Annotated in this window: 14 protein-coding genes and 1 other annotated feature; of the genes, 3 read left to right on the forward strand and 11 right to left on the reverse strand. The window is 43.4% G+C overall.

The genetic code is table 11. The features are described from left to right. Window positions 1–3 precede the first annotated feature (3 nt). Window positions 4–1,815: a hypothetical protein gene (locus NFS43_RS03200; protein ID WP_251549407.1), complete on the forward strand. Its 1,812-nt coding sequence runs from the start codon at window positions 4–6 to the stop codon at window positions 1,813–1,815. Window positions 1,816–1,888: 73 nt separating this feature from the next. On the opposite strand, the gene NFS43_RS03205 is transcribed toward NFS43_RS03200, so the two are convergent. From NFS43_RS03205 to NFS43_RS03215, 3 genes are all read right to left on the reverse strand, one after another. Then, window positions 1,889–3,613, reverse strand: coding sequence for a sensor domain-containing diguanylate cyclase (locus tag NFS43_RS03205; protein WP_338150587.1), 1,725 nt, complete (start codon window positions 3,611–3,613; stop codon window positions 1,889–1,891). Between the two features lie 70 nt (window positions 3,614–3,683). Continuing rightward, window positions 3,684–5,006, reverse strand: coding sequence for a bifunctional folylpolyglutamate synthase/dihydrofolate synthase (locus NFS43_RS03210; protein WP_251549409.1), 1,323 nt, complete (start codon window positions 5,004–5,006; stop codon window positions 3,684–3,686). A 69-nt stretch (window positions 5,007–5,075) separates the two neighbouring features. Beyond that, on the reverse strand, window positions 5,076–7,718 hold the full coding sequence (locus NFS43_RS03215) for a valine--tRNA ligase (protein WP_251549411.1): 2,643 nt from the start codon (window positions 7,716–7,718) through the stop codon (window positions 5,076–5,078). A 54-nt stretch (window positions 7,719–7,772) separates the two neighbouring features. Next, window positions 7,773–7,997, reverse strand: a binding site (T-box leader). Between the two features lie 270 nt (window positions 7,998–8,267). Between NFS43_RS03215 and NFS43_RS03220 the strand changes: the two genes are divergently transcribed. After that, complete coding sequence (locus tag NFS43_RS03220; protein ID WP_251549413.1) at window positions 8,268–8,456, forward strand: hypothetical protein; 189 nt, start codon at window positions 8,268–8,270, stop codon at window positions 8,454–8,456. Window positions 8,457–8,473: 17 nt separating this feature from the next. On the opposite strand, the gene ysxE is transcribed toward NFS43_RS03220, so the two are convergent. The 8 genes from ysxE to hemA all read right to left on the reverse strand — a co-directional run bounded on the left by ysxE (window position 8,474) and on the right by hemA (window position 17,414). Continuing rightward, window positions 8,474–9,526, reverse strand: coding sequence for a spore coat protein YsxE (gene ysxE / locus NFS43_RS03225; RefSeq protein ID WP_251549415.1), 1,053 nt, complete (start codon window positions 9,524–9,526; stop codon window positions 8,474–8,476). 94 nt (window positions 9,527–9,620) lie between these two features. Then, entirely contained in the window at window positions 9,621–10,733 is a 1,113-nt protein-coding gene (gene spoVID / locus NFS43_RS03230) for a stage VI sporulation protein D (RefSeq protein ID WP_251549417.1), read from the reverse strand. A gap of 169 nt (window positions 10,734–10,902) precedes the next feature. Continuing rightward, window positions 10,903–12,189: a glutamate-1-semialdehyde 2,1-aminomutase gene (gene hemL / locus NFS43_RS03235; RefSeq protein WP_251549419.1), complete on the reverse strand. Its 1,287-nt coding sequence runs from the start codon at window positions 12,187–12,189 to the stop codon at window positions 10,903–10,905. 67 nt (window positions 12,190–12,256) lie between these two features. Beyond that, entirely contained in the window at window positions 12,257–13,237 is a 981-nt protein-coding gene (gene hemB, locus NFS43_RS03240; protein ID WP_251549421.1) for a porphobilinogen synthase, read from the reverse strand. 264 nt (window positions 13,238–13,501) lie between these two features. Next, window positions 13,502–14,281, reverse strand: a complete 780-nt coding sequence (locus NFS43_RS03245; RefSeq protein WP_251549422.1) for a uroporphyrinogen-III synthase — start codon at window positions 14,279–14,281, stop codon at window positions 13,502–13,504. Further along, complete coding sequence (hemC, locus tag NFS43_RS03250; RefSeq protein ID WP_251549424.1) at window positions 14,274–15,212, reverse strand: hydroxymethylbilane synthase; 939 nt, start codon at window positions 15,210–15,212, stop codon at window positions 14,274–14,276. Before hemC ends, NFS43_RS03245 begins: the two co-directional genes overlap by 8 nt. 13 nt (window positions 15,213–15,225) lie before the next feature. Then, complete coding sequence (locus tag NFS43_RS03255; RefSeq protein WP_251549426.1) at window positions 15,226–16,059, reverse strand: cytochrome c biogenesis protein; 834 nt, start codon at window positions 16,057–16,059, stop codon at window positions 15,226–15,228. A gap of 17 nt (window positions 16,060–16,076) precedes the next feature. Further along, window positions 16,077–17,414 carry a glutamyl-tRNA reductase gene (gene hemA / locus NFS43_RS03260; RefSeq protein ID WP_251549709.1) on the reverse strand — a complete coding sequence of 446 codons (1,338 nt, stop codon included), beginning with the start codon at window positions 17,412–17,414 and terminating at the stop codon, window positions 16,077–16,079. A gap of 272 nt (window positions 17,415–17,686) precedes the next feature. Between hemA and NFS43_RS03265 the strand changes: the two genes are divergently transcribed. Beyond that, window positions 17,687–18,175, forward strand: coding sequence for a LiaI-LiaF-like domain-containing protein (locus NFS43_RS03265; RefSeq protein ID WP_251549428.1), 489 nt, complete (start codon window positions 17,687–17,689; stop codon window positions 18,173–18,175). The last annotated feature ends 18 nt before the right edge of the window (window positions 18,176–18,193 follow it).

The following is an 18,193-nucleotide window of genomic DNA, read 5'->3' on the forward strand; positions in this document are numbered from 1 at the left end:
AAAATGAAACCTCAATCTAGAAATGAACAGGGCTACGCGCTGGTTTTAACACTGTTAGTTATTTTGATATTTACTGTATTGACGGCTACACTCTTATCTCTTACTATGGCTGGCGCTAAAAAAGACCGTGTAAGTGAAACCAATATCCAAGCCACAGAACTGGCGAATAAAGGTGTTGAGTATATTACAGCCCAGATTAACAATGATCTGGAAAGTGCTATCGGAACCAATGGTCTTTCAAGAAGCGAATTTATAGACGTGCTAAATACTACATTAAACAAATATACAACCAAGTTAAACCGGACCGGAACTACTGGTGAGTATGAAGTGAAAATTACAAATATCGAAAAAACATTTGATAATAAAGGAAACGAGAATCCTTTAAGAAAAAGGGTAACCTTTTTAAGTACAGGTATAGTCAATGGAAAGCAAAAGCATATCATATCAAAAATCGAGTTTGGAGCACAATTTGTTTTAGAAGCGTTAAAATATACTGTTGGAGCAAACAAGTGTATTGATGATCCACAAACCACTAAAAACGAGTGTCAAGATTTATCCTATCTTCCCGGCGAGGGAAACATGTTCTTGCATGGTGGAGTTACGATAAAAGGGGATTTTAAGGTGGATAGTAACTTAATTACCACTGATCGTGGATATGCTTATTTAAATGGTGAAAAGTGGATTGAATCACAGTATCCAAGCGTACTGCCCAGCACAGGAGAAACAAATGCGCGTTTGGTTTTGGGAGGAAATATATACACTTTTAGTGGTGTCCCCTCAAGTTACAATAACCACATTTCATCTAATTCTTTTGGTGCAGACTATATAAATCAAACCAAGAATATAAGTGCAGCTTTTTATACCGGTTATGCCCCAATTATAGCCGACCGGCAAATCGCTCGAGATGACATTGATATCGAGGGCAAAGAAGACATTTTTTATTTTGATAAAAACAGCGGTGTCCAATACATTACCACATCAAGACATTTATTCGGTGGAGTTGATGACTTTTCTGATGATATCATCAGACCAAATGATAAAATTTATGCCAGAAGCTGTCTCTCATTTTTGGGATGTAATTATTCATACACAGACAATTACACATTTACCAAAAATAATTCCTTCAAAAGTTTTGCAACAGAAGGCAGTTTAACTATTAAGAGTTCGACAACAACTTTACAAACAACAAAGTTCGGAAATGGTGCGTACATTAAAAAAAATCTAACAATTGGTAATGGTTCTGATTCCTATGACATAACTAAATATGATAAGGTCCAAATAGAAGGTCCAATTTTTGTAAATGGAAATGTAACAATAAAGGGTGCTGATGCAAAATTTAAATCCATCATGTATGTAATGGGGGATGTTACCATTGAAAATTCACAATTAAGTGGAATAAATAGTAATGAAGGCTCATTAATTATTTTTGCTAAAGGGAATATCAATATTAGAAATAACAGTGTTAACCAGACTAATCCAAGTTATATAAAAGGTTATTTCTATTCTGAAAAGGCACTGGAAATGTTTGGAGTAGGTTCCAATATCAAAATTGAGGGTGGCCTGTCTGCCCGGCGCATTGTTTTAAATGCCATTAAAGGAACCGCCAGCAATAAATACTTTGACGGATCGCAAGAAATAACCAAAAACGATTATTTTGAAGGGAAAGTAAATCAAGCTAGCCAAGACAAACAATCCCGTCTACAAATAATCTATGATTCAAATATCATGGACACATATGCAGATATAAAATCCATGGAACCGTTTATAAAGAGCGTCGATCAGCCAAGATTAATTGATAGAAGTTATCAAGAATAAAAACTTTATAAAATAAAAAGCTTTCACTTTTTATCCTCTTAAAAGGTGAAAGCTTTTTATTTTTTTCTTATTATTAGCAAGTCGAATACTCCGCCACCCGGTTTCTCCCAGCCCGCTTCGCCCCGACATACAACGCCCGATCCGCATGTCTCACCAATGCCAGTGCATCCTCGGCATCCTCTGGTGCCGTTGCCACACCAATCGAAACCGTAATCTTTACCTGAAGCTTCTTTTTATCCTGGTCAAGTGCTTGATAGAGAATAAATGGCCAGTTAGCAATCGATTGTCTGATGAGCTCAGCAATTTGGAAAGCTTCTTGCTTTTCTGTATCCGGCAGCAGTACGACAAACTCCTCGCCGCCATAACGCGCGACCGTTCCGCGATTTGCCACCAGCTTACTGATTCTGCCGGCTATATCCATAAGGATTTCATTGCCGCTTTGATGGCCATAGGTATCGTTTATGTTTTTAAAGTGATCAATATCCAGAATGATCAACGAAAGGCACTTCCGTTCAAACCGCGTTAATTTTTCAAACTCCTTCGTCAGCATCCCTTCAAAGTATCGGAAATTATACAATTTTGTCAGCGGGCAGCGCTCACTTTGAATTTTGGTTCTTTCATAATGCTTGGCATTTTCAATGGCCACGGCAAAGTAGGAACACAGGATATCTACCATACTAAGCTGAAATTTTTCATAAGAGTGCTTGCGTTTTGAAGCCAGCACTAAAACCCCAATAATCTTTTTGCTTCTGACAATTGGGACACTTAAAATGCTCTCTGCCTGCTCCGGCAAATATCCGTTTGCGAATTTCCGCCATTCTTTTCGGGAATGGAACAGGAAAGCCTTCTCTTTTGCCCAGACCACGCCGCTGATTCCTTCGTTTTTCTTGAGGCCGGGAAATTGATGGGAAACCACCTGTCCGTGATGGACCATTCGATCTATAACCAATTTATCTCCCTGGACTTCGAGGATATATGCGTAATCAACAGGAAGTATCTCACTCAGCCTCTGAATAAATAAATTCACCACATCATCCACATTTAGCCGTTCTGCCATCTGATGGCCGATTTCTGCCGCCTTTTGCAGATGCTCGTTCATCTTTTGGCTAGAATAATAGAGATTAAATATGATAGATAAGCTGACAAACGGTATCCCAACAAAAAGGATCGCCAGCAGGCCTACTTGGTGATAGAGTATGTATAAAACAAAACCTATTGGAAAAGTAACAAATGTCGTGATGGTTTCCACAAACAAATCCTTGCTAAAGATAGGTTCCTTGATTTTATAAATAAAGTAAAGGTTGAAAGAAACAATCACCTGATTCAACAGATAATTTAATAGGGCATAAAAAGCTGCCAGCCATAAGGCATGGGAATCAGTAGATAAAGAAGGGGCTAACTGCCCTCCGATTAAGTAATAGACGGTTCCGCTTATAAAGGAAACAAGAAAAAACATGATTAAATTTAACGGCAGGCGGAACCATTCACCCTTGCGAAGCACGCTTAACCTAACCAGTAAAACGACAATCGAAATTTGGGCAAAGACCATTTCGACAAATAAGCCAAATTTTAAGAAGACGACCAAGGTGACCCACTGAATCAAAAAAATAAACATTTCATTGATCACGATTGGCATCGAAGCGACAATCGTGGCTAATAGGAAAAAGGCCAATATATCAAGCCATTTAGCCGAGGAAGGAGGAGGATATGATTGATAGGCATACCACATGCCAGCCGGAACCAGCAGGAACCAGACGATAAAAATAACCCGCTTCACAGATGGGCTTACATCATTCACTTCAATCCCCCTCCTCTCTCCAAAATATTTATTTAAGATAAATATATTTTATCAAATTTTGTAAATCCTGTCATAAAGAAGTCATAATATTCTTCAAATATTTACACAAGTACGGTTTCACTTCTGAAATGAAATAAAGTGAGCCTGTAATAACCAAAATGCGCTCCTTAGGAAGATGCTGGATTTCCTCCAGCAGATAGGATTTCCAATCTTCGACAGCCACCTTATTGGTTGATTGGCTCAAATCCAGCAAATCTTCTGCTTTCGCGGCCCGCGGATAGTCAAAACTGACAAATGAGAGACGGCTGGCAATTTTATCAAGCCTGCCGATCATTTGGTCGAGAGGTTTATCCCGCAAGGCAGCAAACACGATATCAATTGGCTGGTCAGGATACCGAGAGGACAGTTCATTAACTAATACCGTAACCCCCTCGTTATTATGAGCCCCATCAATTATGATAAGAGGGTGTTCTGAAAGCACTTCAAATCTTCCCGGCCAGAATGCCTGTTTTAACCCTTCCCTGATGGCGGCTGCATTCAGATTGAACCACCCCGAATTTTGCAAATACAAAGCAGCACAAACAGCCAGTGCAGCATTTTCGGTCTGATGCTGGCCGATCATGCTAATTTCCAGGCCGCTTAGTATTTCCCCTTCCAATTCAAGTGAAAATACCTCACCCTTCGGCTTTGATTCATGTTGAGTGACCGAAAACTCATCCCCCAGGTGATAAAGCGGCGCTTGTTTTTTCATGGCCTGCTCTTTAATGACCTGAAAGGCCCCCTGATGCTTGGCAGCTGTAAAAATAGGAATGGCCTCCTTTATGATTCCGGCTTTTTCAAAAGCAATTTCCTCATAGGTGTTTCCAAGAATGTTGGTGTGGTCCAATCCAATATTGGTAATAATCGAGACAAGGGGATGAATGATATTGGTCGAATCGAACCGACCTCCCAAGCCTACCTCATATAAGACAATATCCGTTTTTTGCATATTGGCAAAATAATAAAAGGACATTGCGGTGATGACTTCAAATTCGGTAGGACCGCCAAGTTCCGTTTCTTCTAATTCATCTGCCAGAGGGCGGATGATGTTCGTCAAATCGAGAATTTCTTGGTCACTGATCGGCCTTCCATTTACGCTAATCCGCTCATTAAATTGTTCTATATATGGCGAGGTAAACGTTCCGACCGAATAGCCGCCTGCCTGGAGAATCGAACGAAGAAAAGTGACGGTTGATCCTTTTCCATTGGTTCCGCCAATATGGATGGACTTCATCTTTGTTTCCGGGGATCCCAGCCGCTCCATCATCCACTCCATCCGCTTTAACCCTGGCTTTATTCCTAACCTTAATCGCGAGTGAATCCAATCTAAGGCTTCTTGATAGGTAGTAAACATGTATGACACCCCTGTTTGTCCTAAAATAAAGGTAGACGAACCCCATTCGGATTCGCCTCCCTCTTCTATTTATCCTTTTAATTCTTTGATTCGCTGTTCAACAATGGATCGCTTTTCAAGATAATCCTTTTCTTTTGCCCGCTCTTCTGCCACGACCGCTTCAGGCGCTTTTTTCATAAAGCCTTCATTGCTTAATTTCTTTTGCACCCTGTCAACTTCTTTAGTTAATTTGTCCAGTTCTTTTTCAAGACGGGCAATTTCCTCATCAATGTTAATTAAGCCTTCCAGCGGCAGGATGATTTCCACCCCAGTGATAACTGCTGTCATCGCTTTATCTGGAGCATCCACGTCTGTTCCCATCATCAATTCTTCCGGATTACAGAAGCGTTCAATATAGCTGCGGTTTGCCTCGAGCGCTTTAAGGATCTTTTCATCCTTCGCTTTCACCAGCATTTTAATTTTCTTGCTTAATGGTGTGTTTACCTCAGCGCGGATATTCCGTACCGAACGGATCATTTCGACTAACAGCTTCATTTCTTGGGCTGCTTGCTCATCAGTCAGTTCAGGTTTAACCTCCGGCCATTTGGCAATGGTGATGGATTCCCCTTCATGCGGCAGGTTTTGCCAGATTTCTTCGGTAATGAATGGCATAAATGGATGCAGCAAACGCATCGTATTGTCTAAGACATAGGCTAAAATGGAGCGGGTTGTCTTCTTAGCCGGTTCATCTTCCCCATATAATGGAAGCTTCGCCATTTCAATATACCAATCACAGAAATCATCCCATATGAAATTGTATAAGGCACGGCCGACTTCACCAAATTCATAGCGGTCTGAAAGTTTGGTCACATGGTCAATGGTTTCATTCAAGCGGGTTAAAATCCATTTATCCGCAACCGATTTTTCACCGCTGAAATCAATTTCTTCGTATTTCAGCCCATTCATATTCATTAACGCAAACCGGGATGCGTTCCAAATTTTATTAGCAAAATTCCAAGTTGCTTCAACCTTTTCTGTGCTGTAGCGCAAATCCTGCCCTGGAGATGAACCAGTGGACAAGAAATACCTAAGGGCATCGGCACCATATTGGTCAATAACATCCATTGGATCGACACCGTTGCCTAATGATTTACTCATTTTCCGGCCTTGCTCATCGCGGACGAGACCATGGATGAGCACATCTTTAAATGGACGGGTTCCTGTAAATTCCACGCTTTGGAAAATCATCCGGGATACCCAGAAGAAGATGATATCATAGCCCGTTACGAGCGCATCTGTTGGGAAATAGCGCTTGAAATCCGCTGCCTCTGTATCCGGCCAGCCTAGGGTTGAAAATGGCCATAATGCTGAACTGAACCAAGTATCCAATACATCCTTATCCTGTTCCCAATTCTCCTCGTCAGCAGGCGCTTCTTGGCCGACATAGACTTCACCGGTTTCTTTATGGTACCAAGCTGGAATCCGATGGCCCCACCATAATTGCCGCGAAATGCACCAGTCGCGGATATTCTCCATCCAGTGCAAATAAGTTTTTTCAAACCGGTCTGGAACAAAGTTCACCTTATCCGCTTGCTTTTGCAATTCAACAGCAGCATCAGCCAGCGGCTGCATCTTTACAAACCATTGGGTTGACAAGTATGGTTCTACTACTGCACCGCTGCGCTCCGAGTGTCCGACCGAATGGAGGTGATCTTCAATTTTGAACAGAACGCCAAGCTCCTGCAGGTCTTTGACAATCTGCTTGCGGCATTCAAACCGGTCCAATCCTTGGTATTTGCCTGCCTTCTCATTCATTGTGCCGTCCTCGTTCATGACAAGAATCCGCTCAAGGCCATGGCGGTTGCCGACTTCAAAGTCATTCGGGTCATGTGCAGGCGTAATTTTTACGGCTCCTGAGCCAAATTCTTTATCAACATAATCATCTGCCACAATCGGGATTTCCCGGCCGACGATTGGCAAAATGACTGTTTTGCCAATGAGATGCTGGTAGCGCTCGTCTTCTGGATGGACAGCGACTGCTGAATCGCCAAGCATCGTTTCTGGGCGGGTGGTCGCCACTTCAATGGAACCAGAGCCATCTGCCAACGGATAGTTCATATGGTAGAAAGCACCTTGAACATCCTTGTAGATAACTTCGATATCCGATAATGCTGTTTTGGTTGACGGGTCCCAGTTGATAATATATTCGCCGCGATAGATTAATCCTTTATTATACAGTTTTACAAATACTTCTCTTACTGCTTTGGATAATCCTTCATCCAATGTGAAACGCTCGCGGGAGTAATCGAGGCCAAGGCCTAATTTCGCCCATTGCTGACGGATATGGGAGGCATACTCTTCCTTCCATTTCCACGTTTCCTCGACAAATTTTTCTCGGCCTAAATCATAGCGGCTTTTGCCTTCACTGCGCAGCTTTTGCTCAACCTTTGCCTGAGTCGCAATTCCGGCATGGTCCATGCCTGGCAGCCATAAAACGTCATAGCCCTGCATCCGTTTCATCCTGGTAATTATATCTTGAAGGGTTGTATCCCATGCATGGCCTAAATGCAGTTTTCCTGTTACGTTTGGCGGCGGGATCACGATCGTATAGGGCTGTTTTCCCTCATCATCTTTTGCTTCAAAAAATTTGCCCTTTACCCACCAATCATAGCGCCCTTTTTCAATGGATTGTGGCTCGTATTTCGTGGGCATCGTCAGTTCCTTTGTTTCCATTTGGTTTGCCTCCTTTATAACCTTCTCCAAACAACAAAAAACCCCATTCGTCGTTAAAAGGACGAATGGAGCTGCTTCGCGGTACCACCTTTTTTCCAATCAAATAGAATTGACTGGCACTTCATCGAATAACGGGTTTCCTCCGTCTTCTGCTACTGGCTGTTCACAGAAGAAGCTCTCGGGCGACCTTCCGATGTCCCGCTTAGGAAATCTTTCAGCTGATGATTTCCCTCTCTTAAAGCCGGATGGTATCGTACTCTTCCCTGTCTTTGCTTTTGGTTTTTAAATTTATATTGTTATACTACCCAAAAAAGGGCGGCTTCGTCAATCATGATGACCAAATATTTTAATTTATATACTATGTTTTTACGAAATAAATGCTCCAACATTTAAGCCCTTTTGTTCCTTTCTTTAGAAAACTAGTTCCTCGTTTTTTATCAAACGATGCATTTGCCTATTTTAATGGATTTATTTTGAACCTATATTGGGGAATTTATACCATTGTCTGAATATACATAAAGTACATGGAGTCTGAGGGGAGGTTTTTCAGTGAGGAATTTCCAAAAGTATAAACACCGTCCCTGGTTTAGAACGTTCCGCAAGCTAAGCGGACAGTTAATTGTACCGTTTATGATTTTTCAATTCTTAAGGACGATCTTTTTGCCCACCGTCTTTGATGTGATTTTATTATCCTTATTCGTGGTGATCGCCTTTTCTATCTATTTTGACATTATGTAGGAGCCCTGCTGCAGTTTCTATTGCTGCTGTTGGGCTCCTTCTTTTGCCTGCTGGGCTGCTGCCTGCTGTTGGGCATCAATCTCGGTCATCCGCATGACAACATACTCGGTATTTTTCAAATGCCAATAGCGGTGCTGCAGCTGCCGGACGAACTTCAGCTCATTTTTCGGACGCTGCTTGCGGTAAAACTTCTCCGCCGCCTGAATGATTGGGATGGGGTATGACAGGTAACTGTAGAATAATAGTTTTTCGTCAGCTTTAAAGGGAAAATATTTATAATAATGATAAACCCAGTCAATCACATCATCATTGCGCTTCGGGCTCGTATTCAGCGCCCTTGACAAGTACGGCAGCAAATCATGGATCGGCGACCCATATTGGGCATTTTCAAAATTGATAAAAAAGCCATAGCCGCGGTCATCGTAAAGAAAATGCTCATGGGACAGCTTTCCATGGACAACGACCATCCGTGCCTTTTCGTTGTCTTTCGTTTGCTCATACCATTCTTCAAACTTAGATTTTGAAAACCGTAATGCCTGGCTGATTTCGTTATAATACAAGCAGTAGAGCAATTCAAATGGAGACATGTAGGTCTTTTTTTCACAAACGTCAATAAAGCCATCAAGAAATTCTTGATGTTTATCAAGCTGCTGGATCGTCTTTTCATAATGCTCCGTCCGCTCTTCCTTACTAATCTTGACCTCTTTGGCTGACAAGGTATGAAGTCTTGCCAGTTCACGGAACAGCTGATTGTTTTTAAACTGGCGGTTTTCCGCATAATCATTGGACATCCATGGCATTAAATAATAGAGATTGTTCTCATGCAATACCGCATAACGGCCGTCCATTGTCGGATAGATAGGGACAATCCGGTTATAGCCTTTTTGGTAAAGATAATGGACATGGCGGATGAAATCGGTACCGGTGGATGGAGAAATTTTTTTTAAGGCAAAGGTCCCCTTGTTAGAATAAACCTTTTGAATGCTGCCGTAATCATCGACAAAATGGGGCTCCACTTGGTAATGCTGCAGGATTGGCGTGATATTCTCCAATCGGTTGGAGTCACTCATGAACCTCAACTCTCTTCCTTAAAGAAAAGCAGGTGGTTATGGCATGAAAAAGAAGCTGAGCAGGTCCGGCCGACCCGCTCATTTTCTAAAAAATTTACTTTTTTGCTAAAGCAGCCGGTATATATAACACTTGACCTTCATGTACATCCTGGCTGATTTCCAGCTGATTCTCACGCATGAGATTATGCACAGTCACTGAGTACCGTTCCGCAAGGGATTCAATCGTGTCACCTTTTTGGACAATACATACCCGAAGTGTGGCTGTTTGAGTGCTCTCATCCTTGCGGGCAAAGAACTCTGTCAGGGTCATGGTTTTCTTTTTGCCTGCTTTTATTTTTTTCTTAGGCGCTTCTTCAGAAGACGACGAGCTTTCCTCCTGCTCTAATACCTCCTCAGCCTCCTCCAATATCTCCGGCACGACTTCCGCCTTCTTCTCCAACTCTGTCTCCACTTCTACATGATGCTTCTCGCTCCGGGCATCTTGAAAGTTCAAGACCGGCTCGCCGGGTTCTTGCTGGTATTCTTGGAATTGCCATGCAGGATGCCCTTCTCCACTTTCCTCCGTTACATCTGGCTGGTAGTTAAACGTAGGGAATTTAGGTAATAGCTCGGCTTTCGGTTCCTCTTCCTGTTGCTTTCTTGCCTCAATTTCAAATAACACATTGTCCGCAAAAGGGCTGTATGCAGCCGGCTCTTCGATTTCGATTTCTTCTTCCTCATTGACAGGATCAGCGCGGTGAACGACCTCATATTCCTGCTCTTGTTCCTGCTGTGATTCGGTTTCATAGAGACCGCTAATTGTCAGTTCGGCAGAAAGCTTTAAGCAGCTTCGCTCAGGCAGCGAATAATCAAATGAATCCACCAGCACATCGATATCGTAGACACTTTGAATCCGGTTATTGGGGATCGTAATGTCAACTGGGAACCGGTGTGAAAATTCACACACTCCTTCTTCCTGTTCGGCCACCCGTTCCACAAATTTCTGCGAAGGCTGCTCTTGTGCCTGGCCATCAGGGCTTTCCTGAATGTTTTTATATTCGCCGGTGAGCTCCAGCGACCCCCGTATAGTTACGTACTGGTCATTTTCCTGGATGGTAATGTCCGGGTCTAGGGAAATGGAGATAAGCTCCTCGACTTCCTGTCCTTTTCTAAACCACAAAGATTCCTCCACGGAAAATCTAAGGTACGATTGATTCTCCTGGGACAAAGCGACTCCTCCTTTCGTATCCTCCACGTAAAATCACTATGTCACTTACACTTTATGAGGCAATATTTTTATTTATGATAAAAAAGCCTGATTGTCTGGAAAAATTGCATAAAAACAAAGGTTTGCTGACAAAAAAACACTCAGCCATAGGCCGAGTGCTTCCTTTTGATTATTTAAGCTTTGAAAAAGCAACTTCTGCTGCTTGAATGGTTTTGGCAATATCCTCATCCGTGTGTTCGGTAGACAGGAACAATCCCTCAAATTGGGATGGCGGCAAAAATACGCCTTGGTCCGCCATTTCCGCGTAATATTTCGCAAAGTATTCCAGATTAGAGGTTTTGGCGGTGTCATAATTGATGACTTCTTCATTTGTAAAGAAGAAGCCAATCATCGAGCCGGCACGGTTAAACGTAATCGGAACATCGTACTTTTCAGCGGCTGCTGTAAAGCCTTTTTCAAGCATGTCCGCTTTGCGGATGAATTCCTGATAATGCTCTGGGGTCAGCTGGCTTAATGTTTCGTAGCCGGCAGTCATGGCAAGCGGATTTCCGGACAAAGTGCCGGCTTGATAAATTGGTCCGCTAGGCGCAATTCTTTCCATGATTTCTGCTTTTCCGCCATAAGCTCCAACCGGCAGTCCGCCGCCAATGACTTTTCCTAAACAGGTCAAGTCAGGGGTGATATGAAAATAACCTTGGGCACAGTTGTAACCGACACGGAAGCCCGTCATCACTTCATCAAAAATAAGCAGAGCCCCGTATTGGGTGGTCATCTCACGCAGCCCTTCCAAGAAGCCTGGCAGCGGAGGCACTAGGCCCATGTTGCCTGCCACAGGTTCCACGATGATACAGGCGATGTCATCCCCAAATTTTTCAAATGCCAGTTTGACGCCTTCTAGGTCATTGTACGCTACTGTGATGGTATTCTTGGCAATGCTCTCCGGCACACCAGGACTGTCAGGAAGACCGAGTGTCGCAACACCCGAACCTGCTTTAATTAACAAGGAATCCCCATGGCCATGATAGGAGCCTTCAAATTTCAATATTTTGTTGCGGCCGGTATAGCCACGTGCCAGACGAAGCGCACTCATGGTTGCTTCTGTGCCGGAGTTGACCATCCGGATGATTTCAATCGACGGGACACGCTCTTGAACGAGCTGGGCCAATTGATTTTCTAATAAGGTAGGAGCGCCAAAGCTTGTGCCAAGCTCGGCCGTTTTTTTCAATGCTTCGACAACCTGATCATTGGCGTGGCCGAGAATTAGCGGTCCCCAGGACAACACATAGTCAATATATTCATTGCCATCAATGTCATAGATTTTCGAGCCTTTGCCTCTTTCCATAAAGATCGGATTCATGTTAACGGATCTAAAGGCGCGGACCGGGCTATTCACTCCGCCTGGCATTAAGTTCTGGGCCTCTTTAAAGGCTTCAATTGATTTGGTATAAGAACGCATCCTGTTCCCTCTTTTCACCCATGTATTTATAAATGAACAGCTTCAGAGGCAGCACAGCCTCAGTGATTTATTGGTTTTCTCTTAACCAACGAATCGCATCTTTAGCATGATAGGTAATGATTAAATCAGCGCCTGCACGCTTCATGCCAACAAGCATTTCCAGAACGGTGGCCTTTTCGTCAATCCAGCCGTTTTGGGCAGCTGCTTTAATCATGGAATATTCACCACTGACATTGTAGATCACGACTGGCAGGTTAAAGGTATTTTTCACATCACGAACAATATCCAGGTACGGCATGCCTGGTTTTACAATTAAAAAGTCTGCGCCTTCTTCTACATCGGATTCAGCTTCTCTGAATGCTTCTATGCGGTTGGCTGGATCCATTTGATAGGTTTTCCGGTCGCCAAACTGCGGTGCGCCTTCTGCAGCCTCACGGAATGGCCCATAGAAGGCAGAAGCATATTTTACAGCATAGGACATGATTGGCGTATCTTGGAAGCCAGCTTCGTCCAATCCTTTGCGGATAGCGGCTACGAACCCGTCCATCATGTTCGATGGGGCGATGATATCGGCTCCAGCTTTCGCTTGGCTGACTGCTGCTTGCACAAGTAAATCCAGTGATTCGTCGTTTAGGATTGTATCCCCTTTGACCATTCCACAGTGACCGTGGCTTGTGTATTCACACAGGCAGGTATCGGCTACTATCAGGATGTCTGGGAACCGCTCTTTAATAAACCGTGTGGCTTCTTGGACAATTCCATGGTCGTGGAAGGCTCCTGTGCCGCACTCGTCTTTTGTTTTAGGGATCCCGAATAATAATACCGATTTAATGCCGTGAGCGGCGATGTCTTCCATTTCTGCCTGCAGGTTATCAAGGGAAACTTGGAATACGCCTGGCATAGAGGAGACTTCTTTGCGGATGTTTTCCCCTTCGTATATGAACAGCGGATAGATAAAGTCATCGGCACTTAAATGGTTTTCTCTAACAAGTGCCCGCATATTGGCACTTGACCGTAACCGGCGGTGCCGTTTAAATTGTAAATCCATTATTATGACCTCCAAATATGTAAAAAATATTTAAAAAAGTGATGAGGGGCGGCGGCTTTTACTGTCGGATAGCTATCGACAACTGTCGCTTAACCTCTCTTTACTGTCGCTTAACTCTTGCTAACTGTCGGATAGCCATCCTTTACTGTCGGGTGATTCTCCAACTGTCGCTTAGTCTCGCTTTACTGTCGCTTAACTCGGGTCAACTGTAGGATAACGTACGACAACTGTTGCATGACCGCACGTCACTGTCGCCGCACCACGTTACCTCTTATTTTTCTCCAAATAAGCAATCGTAGCTTTGATCATAGCCTTCACTGTATATTCCTCCGGTGAAGCATGCACCGGCAGCTGATACTCTAACAATTTTTTCTCCGTCACTGGTCCAATGCATCCGAAAATACAGCCAGCAAGCTTCTCCTCAAGATGGCATTCCTTTACAACATCCATAAAATGGTCCACAGTCGAAGGGCTAGTAAACAGCAAAATATCGAGCTGGTTCTCCTCTATCATCTTGGCTAGCTTGCCGCGGCTTTCTTCCGGCATGTAGTTTTCATAAATGACGATTTCCTCCACATCAGCACCAGCAGCCGTTAAAGAATCTGCTATATATTCCCGTGCGAGATTCCCTTTTGGAATTAACACGCGGTCCCCCGGCTGGATACGGGGAAGAAACTCCTCAACAAACGCTTCTGCCACATAGGCAGACGGGACAAACTCAACCTGGATCTCCCGTTTATATAATTCCTCTGCCGTCTTCTTTCCGATCACTGCAATCCTAGGCAAGCTGACTGCCGCGGGATCGACAAATGAAAAGAACGTATCCACAGTCACCTTGCTGGTAAAAATCAGCCAGTCAAAAGTGTCCAGCGCCTGCAAAACCTCTTGAAGGCGCTGATTCATTCCTGCAGGGCGGAAGGCAATCAGCGGAATTTCCACTGGAATCCCTCCATACGCCTTAACTAGCAGCGAGAAGGATTTCGCTTGGCCTTTCCCTCTTGGAACAAGAATTTTTTTATCGAGTAAAGGCAATGGGTTATTCAAGGCCCTCAAGCTCTCGAAGGACCCGGTCAATCAAGTCTTTTGCCCCTTTTTGCGTTAGCAGGTCGGCCGCTTGAACACCTAGTTCCTCTGGGTTCTGGCCCCTCAGCTCTTCTTTAAAAATCTCCAGGCCTTCTGGAGAGGCTACCAGCACATTTAACACAATCTCATCATTATCCTCGACGCGGGCAAAACCCGCGATTGGCACCTGGCAGCTCCCCTCCATCTTTTGAAGGAACGCGCGCTCAGTCCGGACAGCCCGCTCGGTTTTTTGGCAGGTAAATTGATCCAACAGCTCAAGAAGCTCCTTGTCATCTTCACGGCATTCGATTGACAATGCTCCCTGGCCGACTGCCGGGATACAAACATCGGCATCTAAGAATTCCGTTACGACGTCACTCGCCCAGCCGAGGCGGGAAAGTCCAGCCGCTGCTAAGATGATCGCATCATACTCATCTGTCTCCAATTTAGCCAATCTAGTATCGACGTTGCCTCGGATCCATTTAATCTCTAAATCAGGGCGTTTGGCCAAAAGCTGGGCACTCCGGCGCAGACTGCTTGTTCCAACAATAGCGCCTGGCTTTAAATCCATCAATTTCACATGCCCTTTGGAAATCAAAGCATCCCGGTGGTCTTCTCGGAAAGGAATGCAGCCAATGGTCAAGCCCTCCGGCAGGACAGCCGGCATATCCTTCATGCTATGAACAGCCATGTCAATTTCTTTATTCAGCATCGCCTGTTCGATTTCCTTTACGAATAACCCTTTGCCGCCAACCTTCGAAAGTGTCACATCAACGATTTTATCGCCTTTTGTGACAATCTCATGGACTTCAAATTCATAGCGGGGATCGATTTTTTTCAGCTGGTCAATGACCCAATTTGTTTGTGTTAATGCTAATTTGCTTCGTCTAGAGCCTACAATAATTTTTCTCATGACTGCCTCCTAATTATGAGTACCATATATGAAAGGAAGATAATTGCCCAAATAAGAAGAAGTTAATTAAAACGATTAAAAATGAACCCGCATTCCAAAGCGCTAATTTTTTGCCTGATAAGTTTCTTGCTGTGTGCAAATATAAATAAATGCTATAAGCAATCAGCAAGATAAACGAACCGATGATTTTAATATCATACCAAGGCATGCCCGGGAGTTTTAGGAAAGCCCATTGCAGGCCGAGAATTAACGCCAATAGCAGAAGGGGAACCCCTATGACCGCAGATATGTAGGACAATCTTTCCAATTTTTCTAAATCGGCCAGCCTCAGCAGCCTTTTTCCCCATTTCTTTCGTTTTAATAAGTCGTATTGCAACAGGTATAATAGAGAAAAAACAAAAGACAGAGAAAAAGCTCCATAGGATAAAATGGCCATTGTGACATGAATCAAAAGCAATTCCGACACGAGTTGTTTTGCCATGACGTGGGAATCAACCTGCATCGGGGCAAAGGTATGAATCGCCATAACGGTAAAACCAAGGATATTGGTAAAAAAGACAATAAAGTCGACCCTCAATAAATGATTAATCGCGATGGACAATGTCACTAATACCCAAGCATAAAAATAAAGTCCCTCAAAAATGGTAAGTACGGGGAACCTTCCTGTTTCTTTCATATAAAAAAATAAAAAAACAGTTTGCAAAACCCATACAAATGCAAGTAACCAGAAGGCAATCCGATTTGCCTTCCGGTTATGATGAATGAAGTCGAAAAAATACAGCAGGACGCTGAAGGCATATAGAACAACCGATAATTCATGAATCCTTGTCATAAAGCCTATAGTCATCACAAAATCACCTTAGACTAAAAGGAAGCCTGAACTTCACGAACAGGAGCTGTTTTCGTTTCGGCCGCTTTCAATTGTTGTTCCTTTGCCTGCTTTTCAATATTAAAAATTCGGATGAATAATTCCATTGCCTGATCCGCATCAGGTCTTGCAGCCAATTCTTTTGCTTGTAAGATTGGATCTTTTAACATCTGGTTAACGATACTCTTTGTATGTTTATTTAACACTTTCATATCGTGTTCACTTAAATGAGGAAGCTTCCTCTCCAAACTGGTCATCGTTTCGGCCTGGATGGCCAATGCCTTTTCCCTCAGGGCCGAAATAACCGGAATAACCCCCAGCATGCCAAGCCAGTGATTGAAGTCGACGATTTCTTTTTCAATCATCAGCATGATTTTTTCAGCTGCTTTCTTACGTTCCTGGAGATTCGCCTCGACAATTCCTTCTAAATCATCGATATCATATAAAAACACGTTTTCAAGCTCGGCAATTTGCGGGTCTAAATCGCGGGGCACCGCAATATCAACCATAAATAATGGCTTGCCTTTCCGCAGCTTTTCTACTTCTGCCATCATTTCCTTTGTAATGACAAAATCCTTTGCGCCGGTAGAGCTGATTAAGATATCCGCTTCCACAAGCGAATGCTGCAGGTCTGCGACCGTTTTGGCGTCACCATTAAACCGGCTGGCCAAAGCCTTGGCTTTATCATAGGTCCGGTTAATGACCGTTACTTGTTTAACGCCATTCCCAGAGAGATTCTGAACCGCTAATTCCCCCATTTTCCCTGCGCCGAAAATCAACACATGTTTGTTGGCAAGCGAGCCGAAAATTTTCTTGGCTAATTCAACAGCGGCGTAGCTGACGGAAACAGCATTCGAACCAATCTCGGTTTCAGAATGGCCGCGCTTTGCCACTGTAATGGCTTGTTTAAATAAATGATTAAAGACTGTGCCGGTTGCTGCTTGTTCTTGAGCAAGCAAGAAGCTTGTACGAACCTGGCCCAAAATCTGTGTTTCGCCAAGCACCATCGAATTTAGACCGCATGCGACAGAAAATAAATGTTCGACTGCCCCATCGTCCTCATAGATGAAAAGAAAAGGTGAAAATTCCTTTTGCTCAATACCAAACCATTCTGACAGAAACTCTTTCATGTAGTAGCGGCCGGTATGAAGCTGGTCGACTACGGCATATATTTCAGTCCGGTTACAGGTTGACAAGATGACATTTTCAAGAATGCTTTTCTTGTTATTCAGCTGCTTAACAGCCTCCCCAAGATCTGCTTCATTAAATGTCAACTGCTCTCGAATTTCTACAGGGGCAGTTTTATAGTTAAGACCGATCACGACAATATGCATTTTAAAAAAGGCACCCCCAATAAAATAATGCAGTTTAACTAGAATCATTATATCACTCACATTTTCAGCAAAGACTGGAAAAATGTGAACATAAAGCGAAACTATATGGTAAGATAGACTAACAAAACAGGAATGTACAGCAGCCAGGGCCCAAATCTCTACTGCTGCTATTTTTGTTTCCAAAAGCCTATGTTTTCTAATATACTTCCTTATGTACAGTACCAAAAAACTAGAAGATATTCAAGTGAACCTTACTGGAAGTGGTGTTTGTCATGAAAAATCAACGAATATTTCCCGGAATCATTCTCATTGGATTTGGCGGCTATTTTTTCTTGCAGCAAACAGGAATTACTATATTCCCACAGTTTTTTTCCTGGCCCACTTTATTCATCATTGTGGGGGCAGCTTTTTTAGGACAGGGTTATTCTGCACGAGAATATGAAGCGATTCTGCCCGGCGTCATATTGACGGGCTTCGGCCTGCATTTCCATCTTGCCGGCCATGCCTCGTTTTGGCCGGCGGATACGAGCGGCATGCTGATTTTGATCCTATCGATTGGCATTTTTCTGCGGTTTTTAAAAACAAAGACCGGATTGTTTCAAGCGATTGTCTTTTTCCTGCTTGCCTTCCTGCTTTTGTTTAATGCCAAAATCACAGGCTATTTTGGGGTATTGCAAAGCGGGATCAGCTTTATCTGGAAATTTTGGCCAGCCTTAATTATTGTTATTGGTGTCTATTTTTTACTAAAAAAGAAAAAATAACCCCACAGCATAAACTTA

This window comes from Neobacillus muris, assembly GCF_943193175.1.
GTDB classification, from domain to species: Bacteria; Bacillota; Bacilli; order Bacillales; family Cytobacillaceae; genus Neobacillus; species Neobacillus muris.

Bases quoted from the DNA above. Each gene is read 5' to 3' on its own strand.
- NFS43_RS03200 (WP_251549407.1), top strand. From the start codon at position 4: ATGAAACCTCAATCTAGAAATGAACAGGGCTACGCGCTGGTTTTAACA.
- NFS43_RS03210 (WP_251549409.1), bottom strand. From the start codon at position 5,006: ATGTTTACTACCTATCAAGAAGCCTTAGATTGGATTCACTCGCGATTA.
- NFS43_RS03215 (WP_251549411.1), bottom strand. From the start codon at position 7,718: ATGGAAACAAAGGAACTGACGATGCCCACGAAATACGAGCCACAATCC.
- ysxE (WP_251549415.1), bottom strand. From the start codon at position 9,526: ATGAGTGACTCCAACCGATTGGAGAATATCACGCCAATCCTGCAGCAT.
- hemL (WP_251549419.1), bottom strand. From the start codon at position 12,189: ATGCGTTCTTATACCAAATCAATTGAAGCCTTTAAAGAGGCCCAGAAC.
- hemB (WP_251549421.1), bottom strand. From the start codon at position 13,237: ATGGATTTACAATTTAAACGGCACCGCCGGTTACGGTCAAGTGCCAAT.
- hemC (WP_251549424.1), bottom strand. From the start codon at position 15,212: ATGAGAAAAATTATTGTAGGCTCTAGACGAAGCAAATTAGCATTAACA.
- NFS43_RS03255 (WP_251549426.1), bottom strand. From the start codon at position 16,059: ATGACTATAGGCTTTATGACAAGGATTCATGAATTATCGGTTGTTCTA.
- hemA (WP_251549709.1), bottom strand. From the start codon at position 17,414: ATGCATATTGTCGTGATCGGTCTTAACTATAAAACTGCCCCTGTAGAA.
- NFS43_RS03265 (WP_251549428.1), top strand. From the start codon at position 17,687: ATGAAAAATCAACGAATATTTCCCGGAATCATTCTCATTGGATTTGGC.